Origin of the sequence: Bacillus sp. AFS098217, assembly GCF_002551815.1 — a bacterium.
Classification (GTDB): domain Bacteria; phylum Bacillota; class Bacilli; order Bacillales; family Bacillaceae_G; genus Bacillus_A.
In genome coordinates, this window is sequence record NZ_NVPR01000032.1 from 239363 (window position 1) to 254159 (window position 14797).

Below are 14797 nucleotides of genomic sequence, written 5' to 3' on the forward strand. Positions count from 1 at the left end.
TAGCAACGGATTTTTTTATTACCTCACTTATACAAATGTAAATGGATCTGTATGTAACTTTGAAGCGTGAATTTGTACAGCAAATTTTTTCTCATCTGCTTTTTGTTGTAATTGCTTTTGCACACCTTGTTTCATCACTTTTTCGACATTATGGCCTGGGTCAACAATATTTAATCCAAGCATCATTGCATCATGAGCGACATGATAATACATATCGCCTGTTACATACACGTCTGCTCCTTTAAATTTCGCCTGATTGATATACTTATTCCCGTCACCACCAAGTACTGCTACTTTTCGCACTTTATCGTCCAGTTTCCCAACAACTCGCGCACCCTCTACATCTAATGATTGTTTCACGTGTTCAGCAAACTGTCCTAGTGTCATTTCTTCTTGCAAATATCCAATTTTACCAAGTCCTAATGTTTCTCCCTTGTTATCAAGTGGATACACATCATAAGCGACTTCCTCATATGGATGTGCTGTTAACATTGCTTTTACAACCTTCCGCTCTAGTGAAGCTGGAATAACCGTTTCAATCCTTACCTCTTCCACACGCTCTAACTGTCCAGATTCGCCTATATAAGGGTTTGTCCCCTCTTGAGGCATAAATGTACCTGTCCCTTCACTACTAAACGTACAATGGCTATAATTGCCGATATAACCCGCCCCAGCATCACCAAAAGCTTTACGCATAGCTTCCGCATGTGTGACAGGAACAAATACAACAATTTTTTTCATTTCTTCTGCATATGTCGGAACAAGCACTTCTGTATTTTGTAATTCCAGTGCCTCAGCAAGTAAATCATTCACTCCACCTTTTGCAACATCCACATTTGTATGAGCTGCATACACAGCAATATCATATTTAATGCACTTTTCAATAATTCTCCCATACGCTTTATCTGTATGAATTGCTTTTAGAGGATTAAAAATAAGCGGATGATGTGCAATAATGACATTTGCTCCGATTTGAATCGCTTCTTCTACAACCGCCTCTGTAACATCTAGTGCGATTAATACATGCTCCACCGATTTATTAAGTGCTCCAATTTGTAAGCCTATCTTATCTCCTTCCATCGCTAGATGTTTCGGGTACATGCTTTCAAATAAAGAAATCAATTCATGCCCATTCGGAATTTTACTCATGATAAAACCTCTCCTATCATTTTCATTTTCTCTTCTACTTCATTTCGTTTCGCTTTTGTATCTTCCGACTCTGTTGCACGCTCCAGCTGCTTCAAGATATTTTGAAAGTTTTTCAATTCGCCTTCCCATTTTTCAATAAAGGCATCACTTTTTTCTTTCATCAAAAATGGTCCAATAAATAACTCAGCTTGTTTATTTTCATGGTAAGGTGCTATTGGATTACCTTTTTCTCCAACTAAAATCTCATAAATTTTACCGTCTTCTTTTATAATCTTTTCATGAATAAGTTCCCAGTCATTTTCAATAAACCATTCACGAATATGATGCGCTGCAATATTTGGCTGTAAAATTAAGCGTGTTACACCATTTAACTTGTCTTTTCCATTCTCTAAAATATCACGAATTAACGCCCCGCCCATGCCAGCAATTGTAATCACATCGACTTCTCCTGGCGCAATAACGGCTAATCCGTTCCCTTTACGAACATCCACTTTCTCTTGTAAACCACTCTCAGCTACCGTTACCTGTGCAGAGCGAAATGGCCCATCTACAACTTCTCCTGCAATCGCTTTTGTAGCAATGTTATTTATAATTGTATAGCACGGTAAGTACGCATGATCTGAGCCAATATCCGCTACTGTAGATCCCACTGGAATCTCTCGTACTACTTCTTCTAACCTTTTTGAAAGCTTCACTTCATTCATGTATTTCCATTACTCCTTCTCTTGTCAGTTTGTCTCCATGATAATGAATTTACAGTAGTTGTTGCAAGTAAACAACAAAATTTCAATTTCTCTATCATTAATCGTATTTTAGAAAGAAAAGAAAAACAAGCCCTTTGCTATAAAAGCAAAGAGCTTGTTATATAGAACTTTATTTTTTCTTCGATAACCAATCGGCTACTTTAGAAGCTTGATCTGCCGGAATTAAGTTCGGTGGCATATTGCCTTTCCCTTTTGAAAGTACTTCTTTAATTTCATCTTTCGAAAGTTTCCCACCGATTTTTTGTAAATTAGGTCCTACTGCACCTTGCAACTGATCACCATGGCAGCTCGTACAGTTTTGTTTCACAATATCCTCTGGTTTCGATGCCGTTTGTGCTGGTTTTCCCGTATTTTTGGCATCAGCTAGCTCTTTAGATTTATGTAACCCCTGAAACGAAAATACAAACATAATGATAATGCCCAGTGCTGCAATAAGAGCGAATGGAATCAACGGATTACGTTTCATATTTCTTCTCCCCCCTCTATCCCCCTAAATAATTAGATGATTCAGTCATTTCCATTGTACTTGAAAATAACCTATCAGAAAAGACAAAACCACCAGAAGTTTTAAACATTCTGTAAATTCAGTTTATTAATCATCTTACTTTTATCACATATTATTTTGATAAAAATCAACGAATCTCATCATATTTTTTGTTTTTCTACATATATTTTTGTATAGAATAAACAAAATTAATCGAAAAATCTAAAAATGACCATTTGCAAATCAAAAGACAATTCTGTAAAATAAATTACAAGAATTGTAATTGTTACTGACAGCTAAATTTTAACAAAAATTAACAAAATAAAAAAGTTCACTTCACAAATGTGAAGTAAACTTTTAAAGAATCCTATTCTAAGAAATCTTTTAGACGTTTGCTACGGCTTGGATGTCTTAATTTACGAAGCGCTTTTGCTTCAATTTGACGAATACGCTCTCTCGTTACGCCGAATACTTTCCCAACTTCTTCAAGCGTACGAGTTCGTCCATCATCTAAACCAAAACGAAGACGCAGAACATTTTCTTCACGATCTGTTAGCGTATCTAACACATCTTCTAATTGTTCTTTTAGCAATTCATACGCTGCATGGTCCGCAGGTGACGTTGCTTCTTGGTCTTCAATGAAATCACCTAAATGCGAGTCATCCTCTTCACCAATTGGTGTTTCAAGAGAAACTGGCTCCTGGGCAATTTTCAGGATTTCGCGTACTTTTTCTGGAGCAAGATCCATTTCTTCACCAATCTCTTCTGGAGATGGTTCGCGACCTAAATCTTGTAACAATTGACGCTGTACACGGATTAATTTATTAATTGTTTCAACCATATGAACTGGAATACGAATTGTTCTTGCTTGGTCCGCAATAGCACGTGTGATCGCTTGACGAATCCACCAAGTTGCATACGTACTGAATTTAAAGCCTTTACGATAATCGAACTTTTCAACAGCTTTAATTAGACCCATATTCCCTTCTTGAATTAAGTCTAAGAAAAGCATGCCGCGACCTACGTATCGTTTCGCAATACTTACAACAAGACGTAAATTCGCTTCCGCAAGACGGCGTTTCGCTTCCTCATCGCCTTCTTCAATTCGTGTAGCAAGTCGAATTTCTTCTTCAGCAGATAGTAAGTCGACACGACCGATTTCTTTTAAATACATGCGAACAGGGTCATTGATTTTTACACCTGGTGGTACACTTAAATCATTTAAATCAAATTCTTCTTCAGTCTTTGTGATTTGATGATTATTTGGACCTTCATCATTGTCACCAACTAAGTCAATCCCTTGTTCACCTAAATATTCATAATATTCATCCATTTGGTCGGATTCAATTTCAAATCCACTCATGCGTTCTGCAATCTCTTCATATGTAAGAACGCCACGTTTTTTTCCGAGCTCAGTGAGTTGTTCTTTCACTTGCTCAAGGGTCATTTCAGTTTCAATTTGTTTAGAACGAGCTGGTTTATCAGCCATTTGTTCCCCTCCTTACGCGAGATACAAACATTCATTATAATAAAATTTTATACAAAAAGCTATCTTCTTGCTTTCTGATTTTGTAAATATGCTGCATAAAACTTAGCAGCTTCTAGCGGATCAGCTTTTTCCATTTGTTTTACTGTAAAAATGGTCTCCATTTTTTTCAGCTTTTCCTTATGGCGTCTTAACGCCTCTAGATTGCCTTGCAGTACTTCATCTGTGTATTCTGGATTAATAAACTCATCCGTTGAAATATTGGTGATAATATTTTTCAACCTCTCATCAGAGAGCCAACTTAAGAAATTTCCGACTGAAGGTTCATTTCCCTTTTCATAATATGCGTATAGTTCATATAAAATCCCTTTATGTTCTTCCGTATAAAAATCTTCTATATGAGGTTCAATACGCACTGCAACTTCTGGGCTTTGCAACATATGGTAAATGAGCTCTCTCTCTGCCCTTTCAAAACCTGATAATTTCGGTTTAGACTGAACAATTTGAGATGGCTTAGAAATTTGCTTCGTTTGTTTTTGCTGTATCTTTTGTTCTTTGCGATATTGGTGCAATTGACCTAAAAGTGTTTCCATTGAGTATGCAAATTCTTGTGATAATGATTTTAAATATGACTCCGCTTGCATCGCATCTTGCAATAATGCTAACTCTTTTAAAACACTTTTCACATATCCTTCTTTACCAGACTCATCTTGCAAATTTTTCCCTAAACGCAAATAATTTATTTTGAATCCGATAAAACTTATACTCGTTTTTACAAGATTTTCAAAAGCCGTTGTTCCATATTGTTGCACATATTCATCAGGATCGAGCTTATCTGGCAATGAAGTAACCTTAACTTGGCAACCAACTTGCGCTAACAATTGCCCCGCTTTCATCGTCGCTTCTCGTCCAGCTTTATCACCATCATAGCAAAGAACAACAGTTTCAACATTACGACGCAGAAGCTTCGCTTGCTCTTCTGTTAAAGCCGTTCCCATTGTTGCGACAGCTTCTTCAATGCCGCTTTTTACAGCAGCTAAAACATCAGCATAGCCTTCAAAAAGGACGACCTGCCCACGTTTTCTGATAAACGGCCTTGCTTGATGGAAGTTATACAGCAACTTACTTTTATGAAAAATAGGTGTTTCCGGGCTATTTAAATATTTTGGGGTATCATCCCCTAATGCCCTTCCACTAAATGCTGTTACCTTTCCTTGTAATGTATGAATCGGAAACATAACTCTTCCGCGGAAGCGGTCATAATGACTACCATCCTTTTCACTTCTTACAAGTAGACCTGCTTGCTCCATGGTCGATAGCGAAAACCCTCTTTTTTGTAATATTTTCGCCGCTGCATCCCAAGCTGGTGACGCGTAACCAATTTCAAACTTCTCAATCATTTCTTTTGTAATACCTCGATTTAATAAATAAGAAAGAGCTTCATTTCCCTCTTCTGTATTTACTAACAAATGATGGTAATACTTTGTCAGAAGTTCATGAGCCTGCAACATAATGACACTGTCATCAGATATATTTTCTTGCTGTTCTTGCCCTGATGTATAATCTGCAACTGCAATGTTATTTCTTTCCCCAAGCTTTTGTACAGCCTCTGTGAAAGAAAGTCCTTCCATCTTCATGAGAAATGAAAAAACATTTCCACCTTCTCCACATCCAAAGCAATGAAAAATTTGCTTGTCTGATGAAACAGAAAATGAGGGAGAATTCTCACCATGAAATGGACAAAGCCCAAAATAATTGCGCCCTTGCTTTCTGAGCTGAACATACTCACCAATTACTTCTACAATATCAGATGATGTCCGAATCTGTTCAACAACTTCTTCGGGAATTCTATTCCCCATAACTCCATCTCCGTGTCGTATTTTGTATTCGATACAAATTAAAAGATTCCTTTATAATTCGACAATATTTTTTCTAAATTTGTTAGAAAGCACTGTCGATCATGCTTTGAAAATGATTTTGGACCTTTCGTATAGGTCCCTTGTCTGCGTAACTTTGCAGATACATATCGACTATATAAAATTGTATCCATTTGCTCATCTGTCACAAACGTACCTCTTGGAGATAATACATATACTCCTTTTTTGACAAGAAGACCAGCAAGTCCCATATCCTGTGTGATCACGAGATCTGTAGCTTTCGCATGTTTATAAATATAAAAATCAACCTCATCTTGCTCAGAATCTACATAAACCCAATTTCCTTGCTGTTTTCTCGAACGATGGGCGTAGGATGCGACAAACAAAATTTCGACATGAAATTTTGTTCCAACTTGCACAATTTCATTCTTCACAGGACATGCATCTGCATCAACTAGAATCTTACTGATGTTTTGCATATTTCTGTATTCTACATCCCTTCTGTGAATCCTTCCATAATGTGCGTTTTCTTGTATAGATTTTTGTCGATTTTACGTAAATGTATATCTTTTTCCGTAAATCCTATCCCTAGTTTATTCTGAAAAATTAAAGTCTAAACGTAAAACATAGGTTTTTATCACAATTTTTTATTATAATATATTTTCTTTAACTTCGCTACATATCCTCTAAAAATTTCTTATGTTATCCATAGATAATCAAATTTACCCCTTCATGTGACTACAAAACCAGCGAAGCGCATCATTCTAAGTACGGGATTAAAAAAGCATTTACTTTACCACGAGCGAAAAAAGCACATTCACCTTTGGTAAATGTGCTAAAACATTTTTTGGCTTTGCACTGCATTCACAATAATATTTGCTGTTTCTTCAATTGCCTTATTGGATACATCAATGACCTGGCAGTTTATTTTGCTCACTACTTTCTCAAAGTGATCAATCTCTTCTTTAATACGATTGATGTTCGCATATGTTGCTCCATCACTTAGCCCAAGTGATTTCAACCGTTCTTTTCGAATGTGATTTAACTTATCCGGTGTAATTTTCAAACCGAAACATTTTTCTTTTGCAACTTGATATAGTTCTTCAGGCGGATCCACTTCTGGTACAAGTGGTACGTTCGCAACTTTTAATCGTTTATTATGCGCTAAATATTGTGAAAGTGGTGTTTTCGATGTACGTGAAATCCCGATTAAAACAATATCAGCTTTCAAAATTCCACGCGCATCTCTACCGTCATCATATTTAACAGCAAACTCAATCGCTTCAATCTTTTTGAAGTATTCTTCATCTAGTCTTCGAACAACACCTGGCTCGTATCTTGGTACTTGTCCTGTAATCTCTTCAATTTGATCGATAAGAGGACCTATAATGTCATAAGCCTCTACACCCTCTTTTGCCGCTTCTGTTAACAAATATTGACGCATTTCAGGTTTTACTAATGTAAAACAAATAAGCGCTCGATTACTCTTTGCAATTGAAATAACTTCTTTTAATGTCCCTGTATCTTCTACATACGGTACACGTCTAATATCAGGAGCGAATGGAAATTGACCCATTGCAGCTCGAACAACTAAATCAGCCGTCTCTCCAACAGAGTCAGATACGACATATACGATTTTATTATCCATTACATTACCTCACTTTAAACAAATTACACTCATTCATTGTTTACTAAATTCACAAACGCATGCGTAATATTCGTTTTTGTAATTCGCCCGATTACTTCTAGTCCTTGTTTTGTTTCTTTTACAACCGGTACAGCATCAATCTGTCTTTCTATTAATTCCATTGCAATATCATATAGAGAATCTTCTCTACGACACATCGCAATGTTTGGCATTCTTGTCATGATAATATTAACCGGAAGAGACGTTAAGTCCTGCTTGCCTAAACTCGCACGTAATAAATCCTTACGAGAAACAACCCCAACTAAAAATGTAGTTTGATCTACAACAAATAAAGTACCAACATCCTCTAAAAACATGGTACAAATCGCATCATATACGGAAACATTTTTATCAATTACGACTGGTCTAGATTGATAATCTTGCACTTTAATTTTCTTAACAGCCTCTGATAATAACTGCCCACCAGTTTTCCCGGTATAAAAATAACCGACACGCGGACGAGCTTCCAAATAACCCGCCATCGTTAAAATCGCTAAGTCTGGTCTTAGTGTTGCACGTGTTAAATTTAATTGTGCAGCGATTGACTCCCCTGTAATAGGACCGTGATCTTTTACAATCTGAATGATATGTTCTTGCCGTTTATTCAGTTCTATGATAATCACCACCTTCAATACAAAACGAAAAAAGTTATACTATCTCTTAAATATTATATACTAAATATGCTGTTCAAAAAAGAAAGTATGTAAAAAGGACCTGTATATGGTCCTCGTTATATTTGAAACTTATCAAGTTGTTCAAGAAAACGTCTTGATTTCAAATAGATTCCACAATATTCATCATAATATGTATTTAATACTGTACGTATTTGTCGTTTTGTTCCATCCTTCACAGATACATTACCGAGCCGGTTTAAATCAAAATGATAGAAGAGACGTAATAATTTATGAACAGCCTCTCCCACCGGAATGCGATACGGGTCTTGTTCCGCATGACGCGAGCACAGAAAACCGCCTTCTCGAACAGAAAAGGCGACAAAGTCTGTTTCTTGGTGACAAATAGCACATGTATCAAAATATGGGTGCATCCCTAGTACCGGAAGCATTTTTGTTTGATAAATAAGTGATAACACTTCAGGGTCGACACCCTCACACATATAATGCAATGTTTGATATAACATTTCAAATAAATACGGATTATGTTTCTTATCTTCAGTTGCTTTATCAGTCAATTCAACGATAAATGATGCATAAGCAGTTAAAAATATATCTTCACGAATTTCTTTCATAGATGAAATCATTTCACCTTGTTGCAAAGTTCCAAGTCCAGATCCCATTTGAATTAGAAAGTGACCATGCGTCATCAGCTGCGAAATAGATGCTAACCTACTTTTTGGTTTTTTCGCCCCTCTTGCCATTGCACTTATCTTTCCAAGCTCACGAGAGAATATTGTAACAATTTTATTCGTTTCTCCGTAATCTGTCGTCCGGATGACAATGCCCTCAACTTTTTGAAACATGTTCGTCACCATCCAAGGTTTGAACAAAACGGGTCAAGAAATTGGAGAGTCTAGATGTGCTAGCTCCTCTTCATGTTGATCCATCTCATCGTTTACGTCTTTTTCCATTTCTTTCAAAAGCAAATACGTCTCAATGCTTCCTGTTTTGGAGAAAAACTTCCAGGTAAAATCTAGCATAAGAATCCACCTTTCTCAGTAAGCGTAGCATATAAACCAATTTCTTTTGTTGTTATTAAAATGACCCATTTTGTCCATTTTCATGTGAGAAAAATTTTTCCTAATTTCTATTAATACTCATCTTCACGGAAGCCTAAATCACGAAGCTGCGACATTTTATTACGCCAATCTTTTTGTACCTTTACCCATACTTCTAAAAATACTTTAGAACCAAGAAGCGCTTCAATGTCAAAACGAGCTCGCTTCCCAACCTCTTTCAACATCTTCCCTTGCTTCCCAATAACAATCCCTTTTTGTGATGGACGTTCGACAATAATTGTCGCGTTCACATAGACTGCTCCGCCCTCACGCTTTTGAATCGCATCGATTACAACCGCCACCGAATGCGGAACTTCTTCACGTGTTAAATGAAGTACCTTTTCACGAATAAGCTCAGCAATAATAAATCGCTCTGGATGATCCGTCACTTGGTTATCCGGGTAGTATTGTGGCCCTTCCGGTAAATATTTCTTAATCGCTCCGATTAAAGCTTCCACATTATTACCGTCCAAGGCAGAAATCGGTACAATCTCTGCGAACTCATGTAGTTTACGGTATTGATCAATCAATTCTAGCAATTGTTCTGGATGAACTTGGTCAATTTTATTGATAACTAAAAATACCGGTTGCTTCGTTTCTTGTAATTTTTCAATGATGAATTCCTCACCACGACCAAATCCTTCAGCTGCATTGACCATAAATAATACAATGTCAACTTCTTTCAATGTCGTTTGCGCCATCTTCACCATAAAGTCGCCTAACTTATGCTTCGGCTTATGTATCCCTGGTGTATCAATGAAAATTACTTGTGAATCATTTTCTGTATATACACCTTGAATCTTATTACGAGTTGTTTGTGGTTTGTCACTCATAATGGCAATTTTTTGACCGATAATACGATTTAAAAATGTAGATTTTCCGACATTCGGTCTTCCAATAATAGAGACAAAACCTGATTTATAACCTTTTCTATTCATGTAAATCCTCCGCTAAAAATGCTCCTGGTAACAATTCTCCAACTGTTGTTTCCTCAATGTCACCATGTAAATTTGATAAGTATACTTTCGTATCCTGTTTACATAATTCTATCATAACTTGACGGCACGCTCCACAAGGAGGTACTGGACGTTTCGTATCCGCTACAACTGCAATGGCTACGAACTGTTTATCTCCCTCAGAAATCGCTTTAAATAAAGCTGTTCTTTCTGCACAATTACATAGTCCATATGATGCATTTTCTACATTACATCCACGGTACACTTTTCCATCCTCTGTTAATAAAGCTGCGCCAACTTGAAACTTAGAATATGGTACATACGCCTGTTTACGCGCTTCGATTGCTTCTTGAATTAACTCTTTACTGTTCATGCTCTCGCATCCTTTCTGTTCACAATTGTGAATAGATAAAGTAATTCTTTTATTAAAAGGCCCTCTCGGCGCCTCCAAAGCGTAATAAAAGCTTCGGAATGCAACTATACCATATAAGGTAAAAAGATAATAGCACCAATTATAACAGCTATAATAGCAAATAATAAAACCGCGCCAGCCGCAACATCCTTTGCAATTTTCGCAAACGGCTTAAAGTCTGTCGTTACTAAATCTACTGTTTTTTCAATTGCCGTATTCATCATTTCTAAACTCATCACAATCCCAATTGTAATGAGTAATACAAACCATTCTGTTGTCGTAACATGGAAATAAAAACCGCAGCATATAACAATGACTGCGGCCAAAAAATGAATTTTCATATTTCGTTCATGACGAAGACAAAAGTATACACCAGCTATAGCATATCCAAAACTCTTTATAAGTTTTCCTTTTTTCATCGCCCTAATCCAAATGACTCTAAAATTTCCTTTTGTTTTCCAAACATCTCTTTTTCATCTTCATCTGTCATGTGATCATAACCAAGCAAATGTAAGAATCCATGCAATGCTAAAAATCCTAGCTCACGATCAAAAGAGTGTCCGTATTCTTCCGCTTGTTCCTTCGTTCTTGGAATGGAAATAATAAGATCCCCTAGCATACGCGGCATCTCCGCACCTACGATTTCCATCTCCCCTTCTCCCATATCTTCAAGCGCAAAAGAAATAACATCTGTCGGCTGATCCTTGTCACGATAATCACGATTGATTTCTTGGATACGTTCATTATCAACGAAAGTAACAGACAGCTCCGTTCCTTCTTCCACACGCTCCATTTGTGCAGCCTTCTCTAATAACTCACGAATCATATTCACATACTCTTCTTTTACTTCTTCTGTTTCATCAAAAAAATCAATTAATAAACTCATTCTTTCCCCTTTTCTTCCGGCGGTTCCGGATATTTAATGCGAGAATGGAAAATACCATTCAATGTTTCACATAATGTTTTCCCAACAATTTGTAGTTCTTTAAATGTCAACTCGCATTCACTGAACTGGCCATCTTGTAAACGATCTTTAATAATACTTTGCACTAAATTATTAATTTGCTCTGGCGTTGGATGGTTCATTGATCGCACTGCTGCTTCTACACTGTCCGCAATTCCAACAATCGCCGATTCTTTAGATGTCGCTTTTGATCCTGGATAGCGGAACATTTCTTCTGTATATTTCTCTTTATCTTCTTTTATTGCTTTATAGTAAAAATATTTCAGTAATGTTGTTCCATGATGTTGCCCAGCAATATCAATAATTTCTTGCGGAATATGATGCTCTTCTAACATCTTCACACCATTCGTTACGTGAGCAATAATAATATCTCTACTCGTTTCAGGATCTAATTTATCATGTGGATTCTCAATCCCCATTTGATTTTCAATAAAGAAGTGCGGCTGTACAGTTTTTCCAATATCATGATAATACGCACCAACGCGCGCCAATACACCATTCGCTCCAACAGCCTCACAAGCAGCTTCAGAAAGATTAGCAACCATGACACTATGATGGTACGTACCTGGCGCTTCCAATAAAATTTTACGAAGCAGCGGATGATTCGGACTTGAAAGCTCCACAAGTTTCATACTTGACACAATGCCAAGACCACTTTCTAAATACGGTAAAATCCCCATAGCTAAAATAGATGAGATAATCCCCGAAGCTGCCGCCATTAATAATTGCGAGCCAATTTCAAGCACTGAGAAATTCCCATTACGCAAGAGTAATAGAGCCGCTAATACAACTACGTTTAAAACGGAAACAAGGATACCCGCTTGCAAAATCAAGGTGCGTCTATTTTTCTCTTTCAAAAAGATACTAACCGATAACGAGCTTAGTAAAACATAAATGCCCACACTATAGTTCAATGTACTCGTTACACCTTCATTAAATAGGATACTCCCGCATACCGAAAAAATCATACTTGTTAGAAAAACAAATCGATCACCAATCATTAATTTCACTAATATTGTCCCCATTGCAACCGGAACAACATACGCGATACCTGCATATTCCAGCTTTTGAAACAAGCTAATGATTTTCATCAAAACAACTGTAATAGCTAAAATGGTTGTATACGCTAAAATATACGGTTTTTCTTCTCTTTTTAATTTTAAAAACGATTCAAATTGTTTATGCATAAAAAACAACAGTACACCAATCACAATCGCTAACCCTACAAATGGTTGAAATGTATTCCCTTGCTCCAAGAGTCCAACTAATTTCAACTGATTGTATATTTCTGGTGTAATCGTGTCGCCTTCCTTCACAAGAATTTGTCCTTGAAGAATATAAACTGGCGCAACTTCGTCTTCCGCTAATTTTCTTCTATCTTTTGTAACAACTGGATCATAGAAATAATTTGCTGTAATTGCATATTTCCCAAGTGCATTAAGCGCTTCTTTTAAATCGCTACTTATATTGACAGTACTTATTTCACTAACAAATCGTTCTCTTGCAGCATTTTCTTCATCCATTTTAATAGGCGAAGACATTATACTATTAATTGCCGTTATCGCTGCATCCCTTGCCATATTTAGTTGTGTCTGTTCTGCATTAACAAAATTTAATAAAACTTCATCCGACAAGCTTTTTGTTAAATCTGTAGGCAACTTCTTCTTCAATTTTTCTAATCGATCCGTAGCAGAAATCTTTTTCTGTTCATCAGGGCTAGCAGCCTTTATCTCAGCATTCACTTCGTTTATCACATCAAAAACAGAATTTACTATATCGACTTTATTTTGCTTATACTCGCTTCGATATGTATATTGATCCTGAACTTTTTGAGCAGCGTCCTTCTTCTTTTTATCTGTTATTACTTTATCTTCAATTTTAATAGGAGAATGAATGGTTTGTTTAGAAATAGAGAACTCTTCAACATCTAGTTGCTCTGGTTTCACATTGTTCATAAGCGCAAAAAATAGCACTGCTCCTAATAAAATATAAGAAATCCAGCTTAGTTTTTTCGAATGCTGTATATTACGAAACCACTTAGAAAATTCTTGAGACCTTGACATGATTTCAATACCTTCTCCTCTCCAGGCATAAAGTGAAACTACTTTCAGTTGGTATTCCCCCCTATCCAAAAGAAAGCTAATTCACACAAGTTGTGCTTTTTCGGGCGCTATCTCCCACTTCATTTCTTTCGTTTCCAAATTCACAGCCTATTCATGGGTAGTTTATTTGTCTACTCTTTAATGATATAAAAAAATGAATTGTTCGCCAACCCACTCACCTATCTCTATCATATAAAAAGAAATGATCCTGACAAATAGGATCATTCCATTTTATCATATGCCTCAATAATTCGCTGTACGAGTGGATGTCTTACAACGTCCGATTGTTCCAATTTCACAAACGAAAGCCCTGATACACCCGATAAAACATTCACAGCAATCGAAAGCCCTGATTTAACACCTTTTGGCAAATCAACCTGAGAAGGATCGCCTGTAACAACCATTTTCGAACTAAAACCTAAACGTGTTAAAAACATTTTTATTTGAGCACCTGTTGTATTTTGAGCTTCATCTAAAATGACAAAAGAATCGTCAAGCGTACGTCCTCTCATATAAGCAAGAGGTGCAATTTCAATCGTTCCTCTCTCCATCATACGCTGCGTATATTCTTGTCCAAGAATATCATGAAGCGCATCATAAAGGGGACGCAGATAAGGATCCACTTTTTCTTTTAAATCACCTGGTAAAAACCCTAAACTTTCTCCTGCTTCTACAGCTGGCCTTGTTAAAATAATTTTTTTTACATATCCTTGCTTTAGTGCCCTTACAGCCATTACTACAGCTAAATACGTTTTCCCTGTACCAGCCGGCCCTATTCCAAACACAATATCATTCTTTTTCAGCGCATGAATATACTGCCTTTGTCCCATTGTTTTTACACGAATCGATTTACCTTTTGCTGTTTTAAAAATTTCTTCTTCATACAACTCTTCAAAATGAGCAATTTTCCCTTGGCGACCAAGCTGAATTGCATATGCAACATCTCGCTCAGTAATTGATACACCTTTACGAATAACAGCAAGTAATTGCTGTAAGATTTTTTCAACAAGCGCCACCGCTTCATCTGCTCCAGATACACGAACAGATTCACCTCTAGTTACAATAGATACAGCAAGCTCTCGTTCAATTACTTTTAAATTTGCATCATTCACTCCAAATAGAGCTATTGCTTCATTGTGGTTTTCTACTTGTTGGTTCATTTCTACTAATTGTTCTGCCATTAC

Annotated in this window: 16 protein-coding genes; all 16 read right to left on the bottom strand. The window is 36.7% G+C overall.

What is annotated here, in order from left to right; genetic code table 11:
* Nucleotides 1–27: 27 nt before the first annotated feature.
* Nucleotides 28–1149, bottom strand: coding sequence for a Nif3-like dinuclear metal center hexameric protein (locus COO03_RS09490; protein WP_097896931.1), 1122 nt, complete (start codon nt 1147–1149; stop codon nt 28–30).
* On the bottom strand, nt 1146–1853 hold the full coding sequence (locus tag COO03_RS09495) for a tRNA (adenine(22)-N(1))-methyltransferase (RefSeq protein ID WP_097896932.1): 708 nt from the start codon (nt 1851–1853) through the stop codon (nt 1146–1148). Before COO03_RS09495 ends, COO03_RS09490 begins: the two co-directional genes overlap by 4 nt.
* A 169-nt stretch (nt 1854–2022) precedes the next feature.
* Entirely contained in the window at nt 2023–2379 is a 357-nt protein-coding gene (gene cccA, locus COO03_RS09500) for a cytochrome c550 (RefSeq protein ID WP_097896933.1), read from the bottom strand.
* Between the two features lie 385 nt (nt 2380–2764).
* Nucleotides 2765–3886 carry an RNA polymerase sigma factor RpoD gene (gene rpoD, locus COO03_RS09505; protein WP_097896934.1) on the bottom strand — a complete coding sequence of 374 codons (1122 nt, stop codon included), beginning with the start codon at nt 3884–3886 and terminating at the stop codon, nt 2765–2767.
* Between the two features lie 59 nt (nt 3887–3945).
* Entirely contained in the window at nt 3946–5742 is a 1797-nt protein-coding gene (gene dnaG, locus COO03_RS09510; RefSeq protein ID WP_097896935.1) for a DNA primase, read from the bottom strand.
* Between the two features lie 38 nt (nt 5743–5780).
* Nucleotides 5781–6239 carry a YaiI/YqxD family protein gene (locus COO03_RS09515; RefSeq protein WP_097896936.1) on the bottom strand — a complete coding sequence of 153 codons (459 nt, stop codon included), beginning with the start codon at nt 6237–6239 and terminating at the stop codon, nt 5781–5783.
* 356 nt (nt 6240–6595) lie between these two features.
* Nucleotides 6596–7408 carry a pyruvate, water dikinase regulatory protein gene (locus COO03_RS09520; protein WP_097896937.1) on the bottom strand — a complete coding sequence of 271 codons (813 nt, stop codon included), beginning with the start codon at nt 7406–7408 and terminating at the stop codon, nt 6596–6598.
* Between the two features lie 29 nt (nt 7409–7437).
* Nucleotides 7438–8070 carry a helix-turn-helix transcriptional regulator gene (locus COO03_RS09525; RefSeq protein ID WP_097896938.1) on the bottom strand — a complete coding sequence of 211 codons (633 nt, stop codon included), beginning with the start codon at nt 8068–8070 and terminating at the stop codon, nt 7438–7440.
* Between the two features lie 107 nt (nt 8071–8177).
* Nucleotides 8178–8924: a DNA repair protein RecO gene (recO, locus tag COO03_RS09530; RefSeq protein WP_097896939.1), complete on the bottom strand. Its 747-nt coding sequence runs from the start codon at nt 8922–8924 to the stop codon at nt 8178–8180.
* Between the two features lie 33 nt (nt 8925–8957).
* Nucleotides 8958–9101, bottom strand: a complete 144-nt coding sequence (locus tag COO03_RS09535) for a YqzL family protein (protein WP_000883924.1) — start codon at nt 9099–9101, stop codon at nt 8958–8960.
* Between the two features lie 110 nt (nt 9102–9211).
* A complete protein-coding gene (era, locus tag COO03_RS09540; protein WP_097896940.1) occupies nt 9212–10117 on the bottom strand; it encodes a GTPase Era in 906 nt (301 codons plus the stop codon).
* Nucleotides 10110–10541: a cytidine deaminase gene (locus tag COO03_RS09545; RefSeq protein WP_255257261.1), complete on the bottom strand. Its 432-nt coding sequence runs from the start codon at nt 10539–10541 to the stop codon at nt 10110–10112. The genes era and COO03_RS09545 overlap by 8 nt, the downstream gene beginning before the upstream one ends.
* Before the next feature lie 71 nt (nt 10542–10612).
* Nucleotides 10613–10966 carry a diacylglycerol kinase family protein gene (locus tag COO03_RS09550; protein WP_097896942.1) on the bottom strand — a complete coding sequence of 118 codons (354 nt, stop codon included), beginning with the start codon at nt 10964–10966 and terminating at the stop codon, nt 10613–10615.
* The gene (gene ybeY / locus COO03_RS09555; RefSeq protein ID WP_097896943.1) at nt 10963–11433 is read right to left on the bottom strand and encodes an rRNA maturation RNase YbeY; all 471 of its coding nucleotides are present in this window, start codon (nt 11431–11433) and stop codon (nt 10963–10965) included. The genes COO03_RS09550 and ybeY overlap by 4 nt, the downstream gene beginning before the upstream one ends.
* Nucleotides 11430–13574: an HD family phosphohydrolase gene (locus COO03_RS09560; protein ID WP_097896944.1), complete on the bottom strand. Its 2145-nt coding sequence runs from the start codon at nt 13572–13574 to the stop codon at nt 11430–11432. Before COO03_RS09560 ends, ybeY begins: the two co-directional genes overlap by 4 nt.
* A 260-nt stretch (nt 13575–13834) precedes the next feature.
* The gene (locus COO03_RS09565; protein WP_097896945.1) at nt 13835–14794 is read right to left on the bottom strand and encodes a PhoH family protein; all 960 of its coding nucleotides are present in this window, start codon (nt 14792–14794) and stop codon (nt 13835–13837) included.
* Nucleotides 14795–14797: the final 3 nt, after the last annotated feature.

Coding starts and splice junctions, on each gene's coding strand:
- COO03_RS09490 (WP_097896931.1), bottom strand. CDS start 1,149: ATGAGTAAAATTCCGAATGGGCATGAATTGATTTCTTTATTTGAAAGC.
- COO03_RS09495 (WP_097896932.1), bottom strand. CDS start 1,853: ATGAATGAAGTGAAGCTTTCAAAAAGGTTAGAAGAAGTAGTACGAGAG.
- cccA (WP_097896933.1), bottom strand. CDS start 2,379: ATGAAACGTAATCCGTTGATTCCATTCGCTCTTATTGCAGCACTGGGC.
- rpoD (WP_097896934.1), bottom strand. CDS start 3,886: ATGGCTGATAAACCAGCTCGTTCTAAACAAATTGAAACTGAAATGACC.
- dnaG (WP_097896935.1), bottom strand. CDS start 5,742: ATGGGGAATAGAATTCCCGAAGAAGTTGTTGAACAGATTCGGACATCA.
- COO03_RS09515 (WP_097896936.1), bottom strand. CDS start 6,239: ATGCAAAACATCAGTAAGATTCTAGTTGATGCAGATGCATGTCCTGTG.
- COO03_RS09520 (WP_097896937.1), bottom strand. CDS start 7,408: ATGGATAATAAAATCGTATATGTCGTATCTGACTCTGTTGGAGAGACG.
- recO (WP_097896939.1), bottom strand. CDS start 8,924: ATGTTTCAAAAAGTTGAGGGCATTGTCATCCGGACGACAGATTACGGA.
- COO03_RS09535 (WP_000883924.1), bottom strand. CDS start 9,101: ATGCTAGATTTTACCTGGAAGTTTTTCTCCAAAACAGGAAGCATTGAG.
- era (WP_097896940.1), bottom strand. CDS start 10,117: ATGAATAGAAAAGGTTATAAATCAGGTTTTGTCTCTATTATTGGAAGA.
- COO03_RS09550 (WP_097896942.1), bottom strand. CDS start 10,966: ATGAAAAAAGGAAAACTTATAAAGAGTTTTGGATATGCTATAGCTGGT.
- ybeY (WP_097896943.1), bottom strand. CDS start 11,433: ATGAGTTTATTAATTGATTTTTTTGATGAAACAGAAGAAGTAAAAGAA.
- COO03_RS09560 (WP_097896944.1), bottom strand. CDS start 13,574: ATGTCAAGGTCTCAAGAATTTTCTAAGTGGTTTCGTAATATACAGCAT.
- COO03_RS09565 (WP_097896945.1), bottom strand. CDS start 14,794: ATGGCAGAACAATTAGTAGAAATGAACCAACAAGTAGAAAACCACAAT.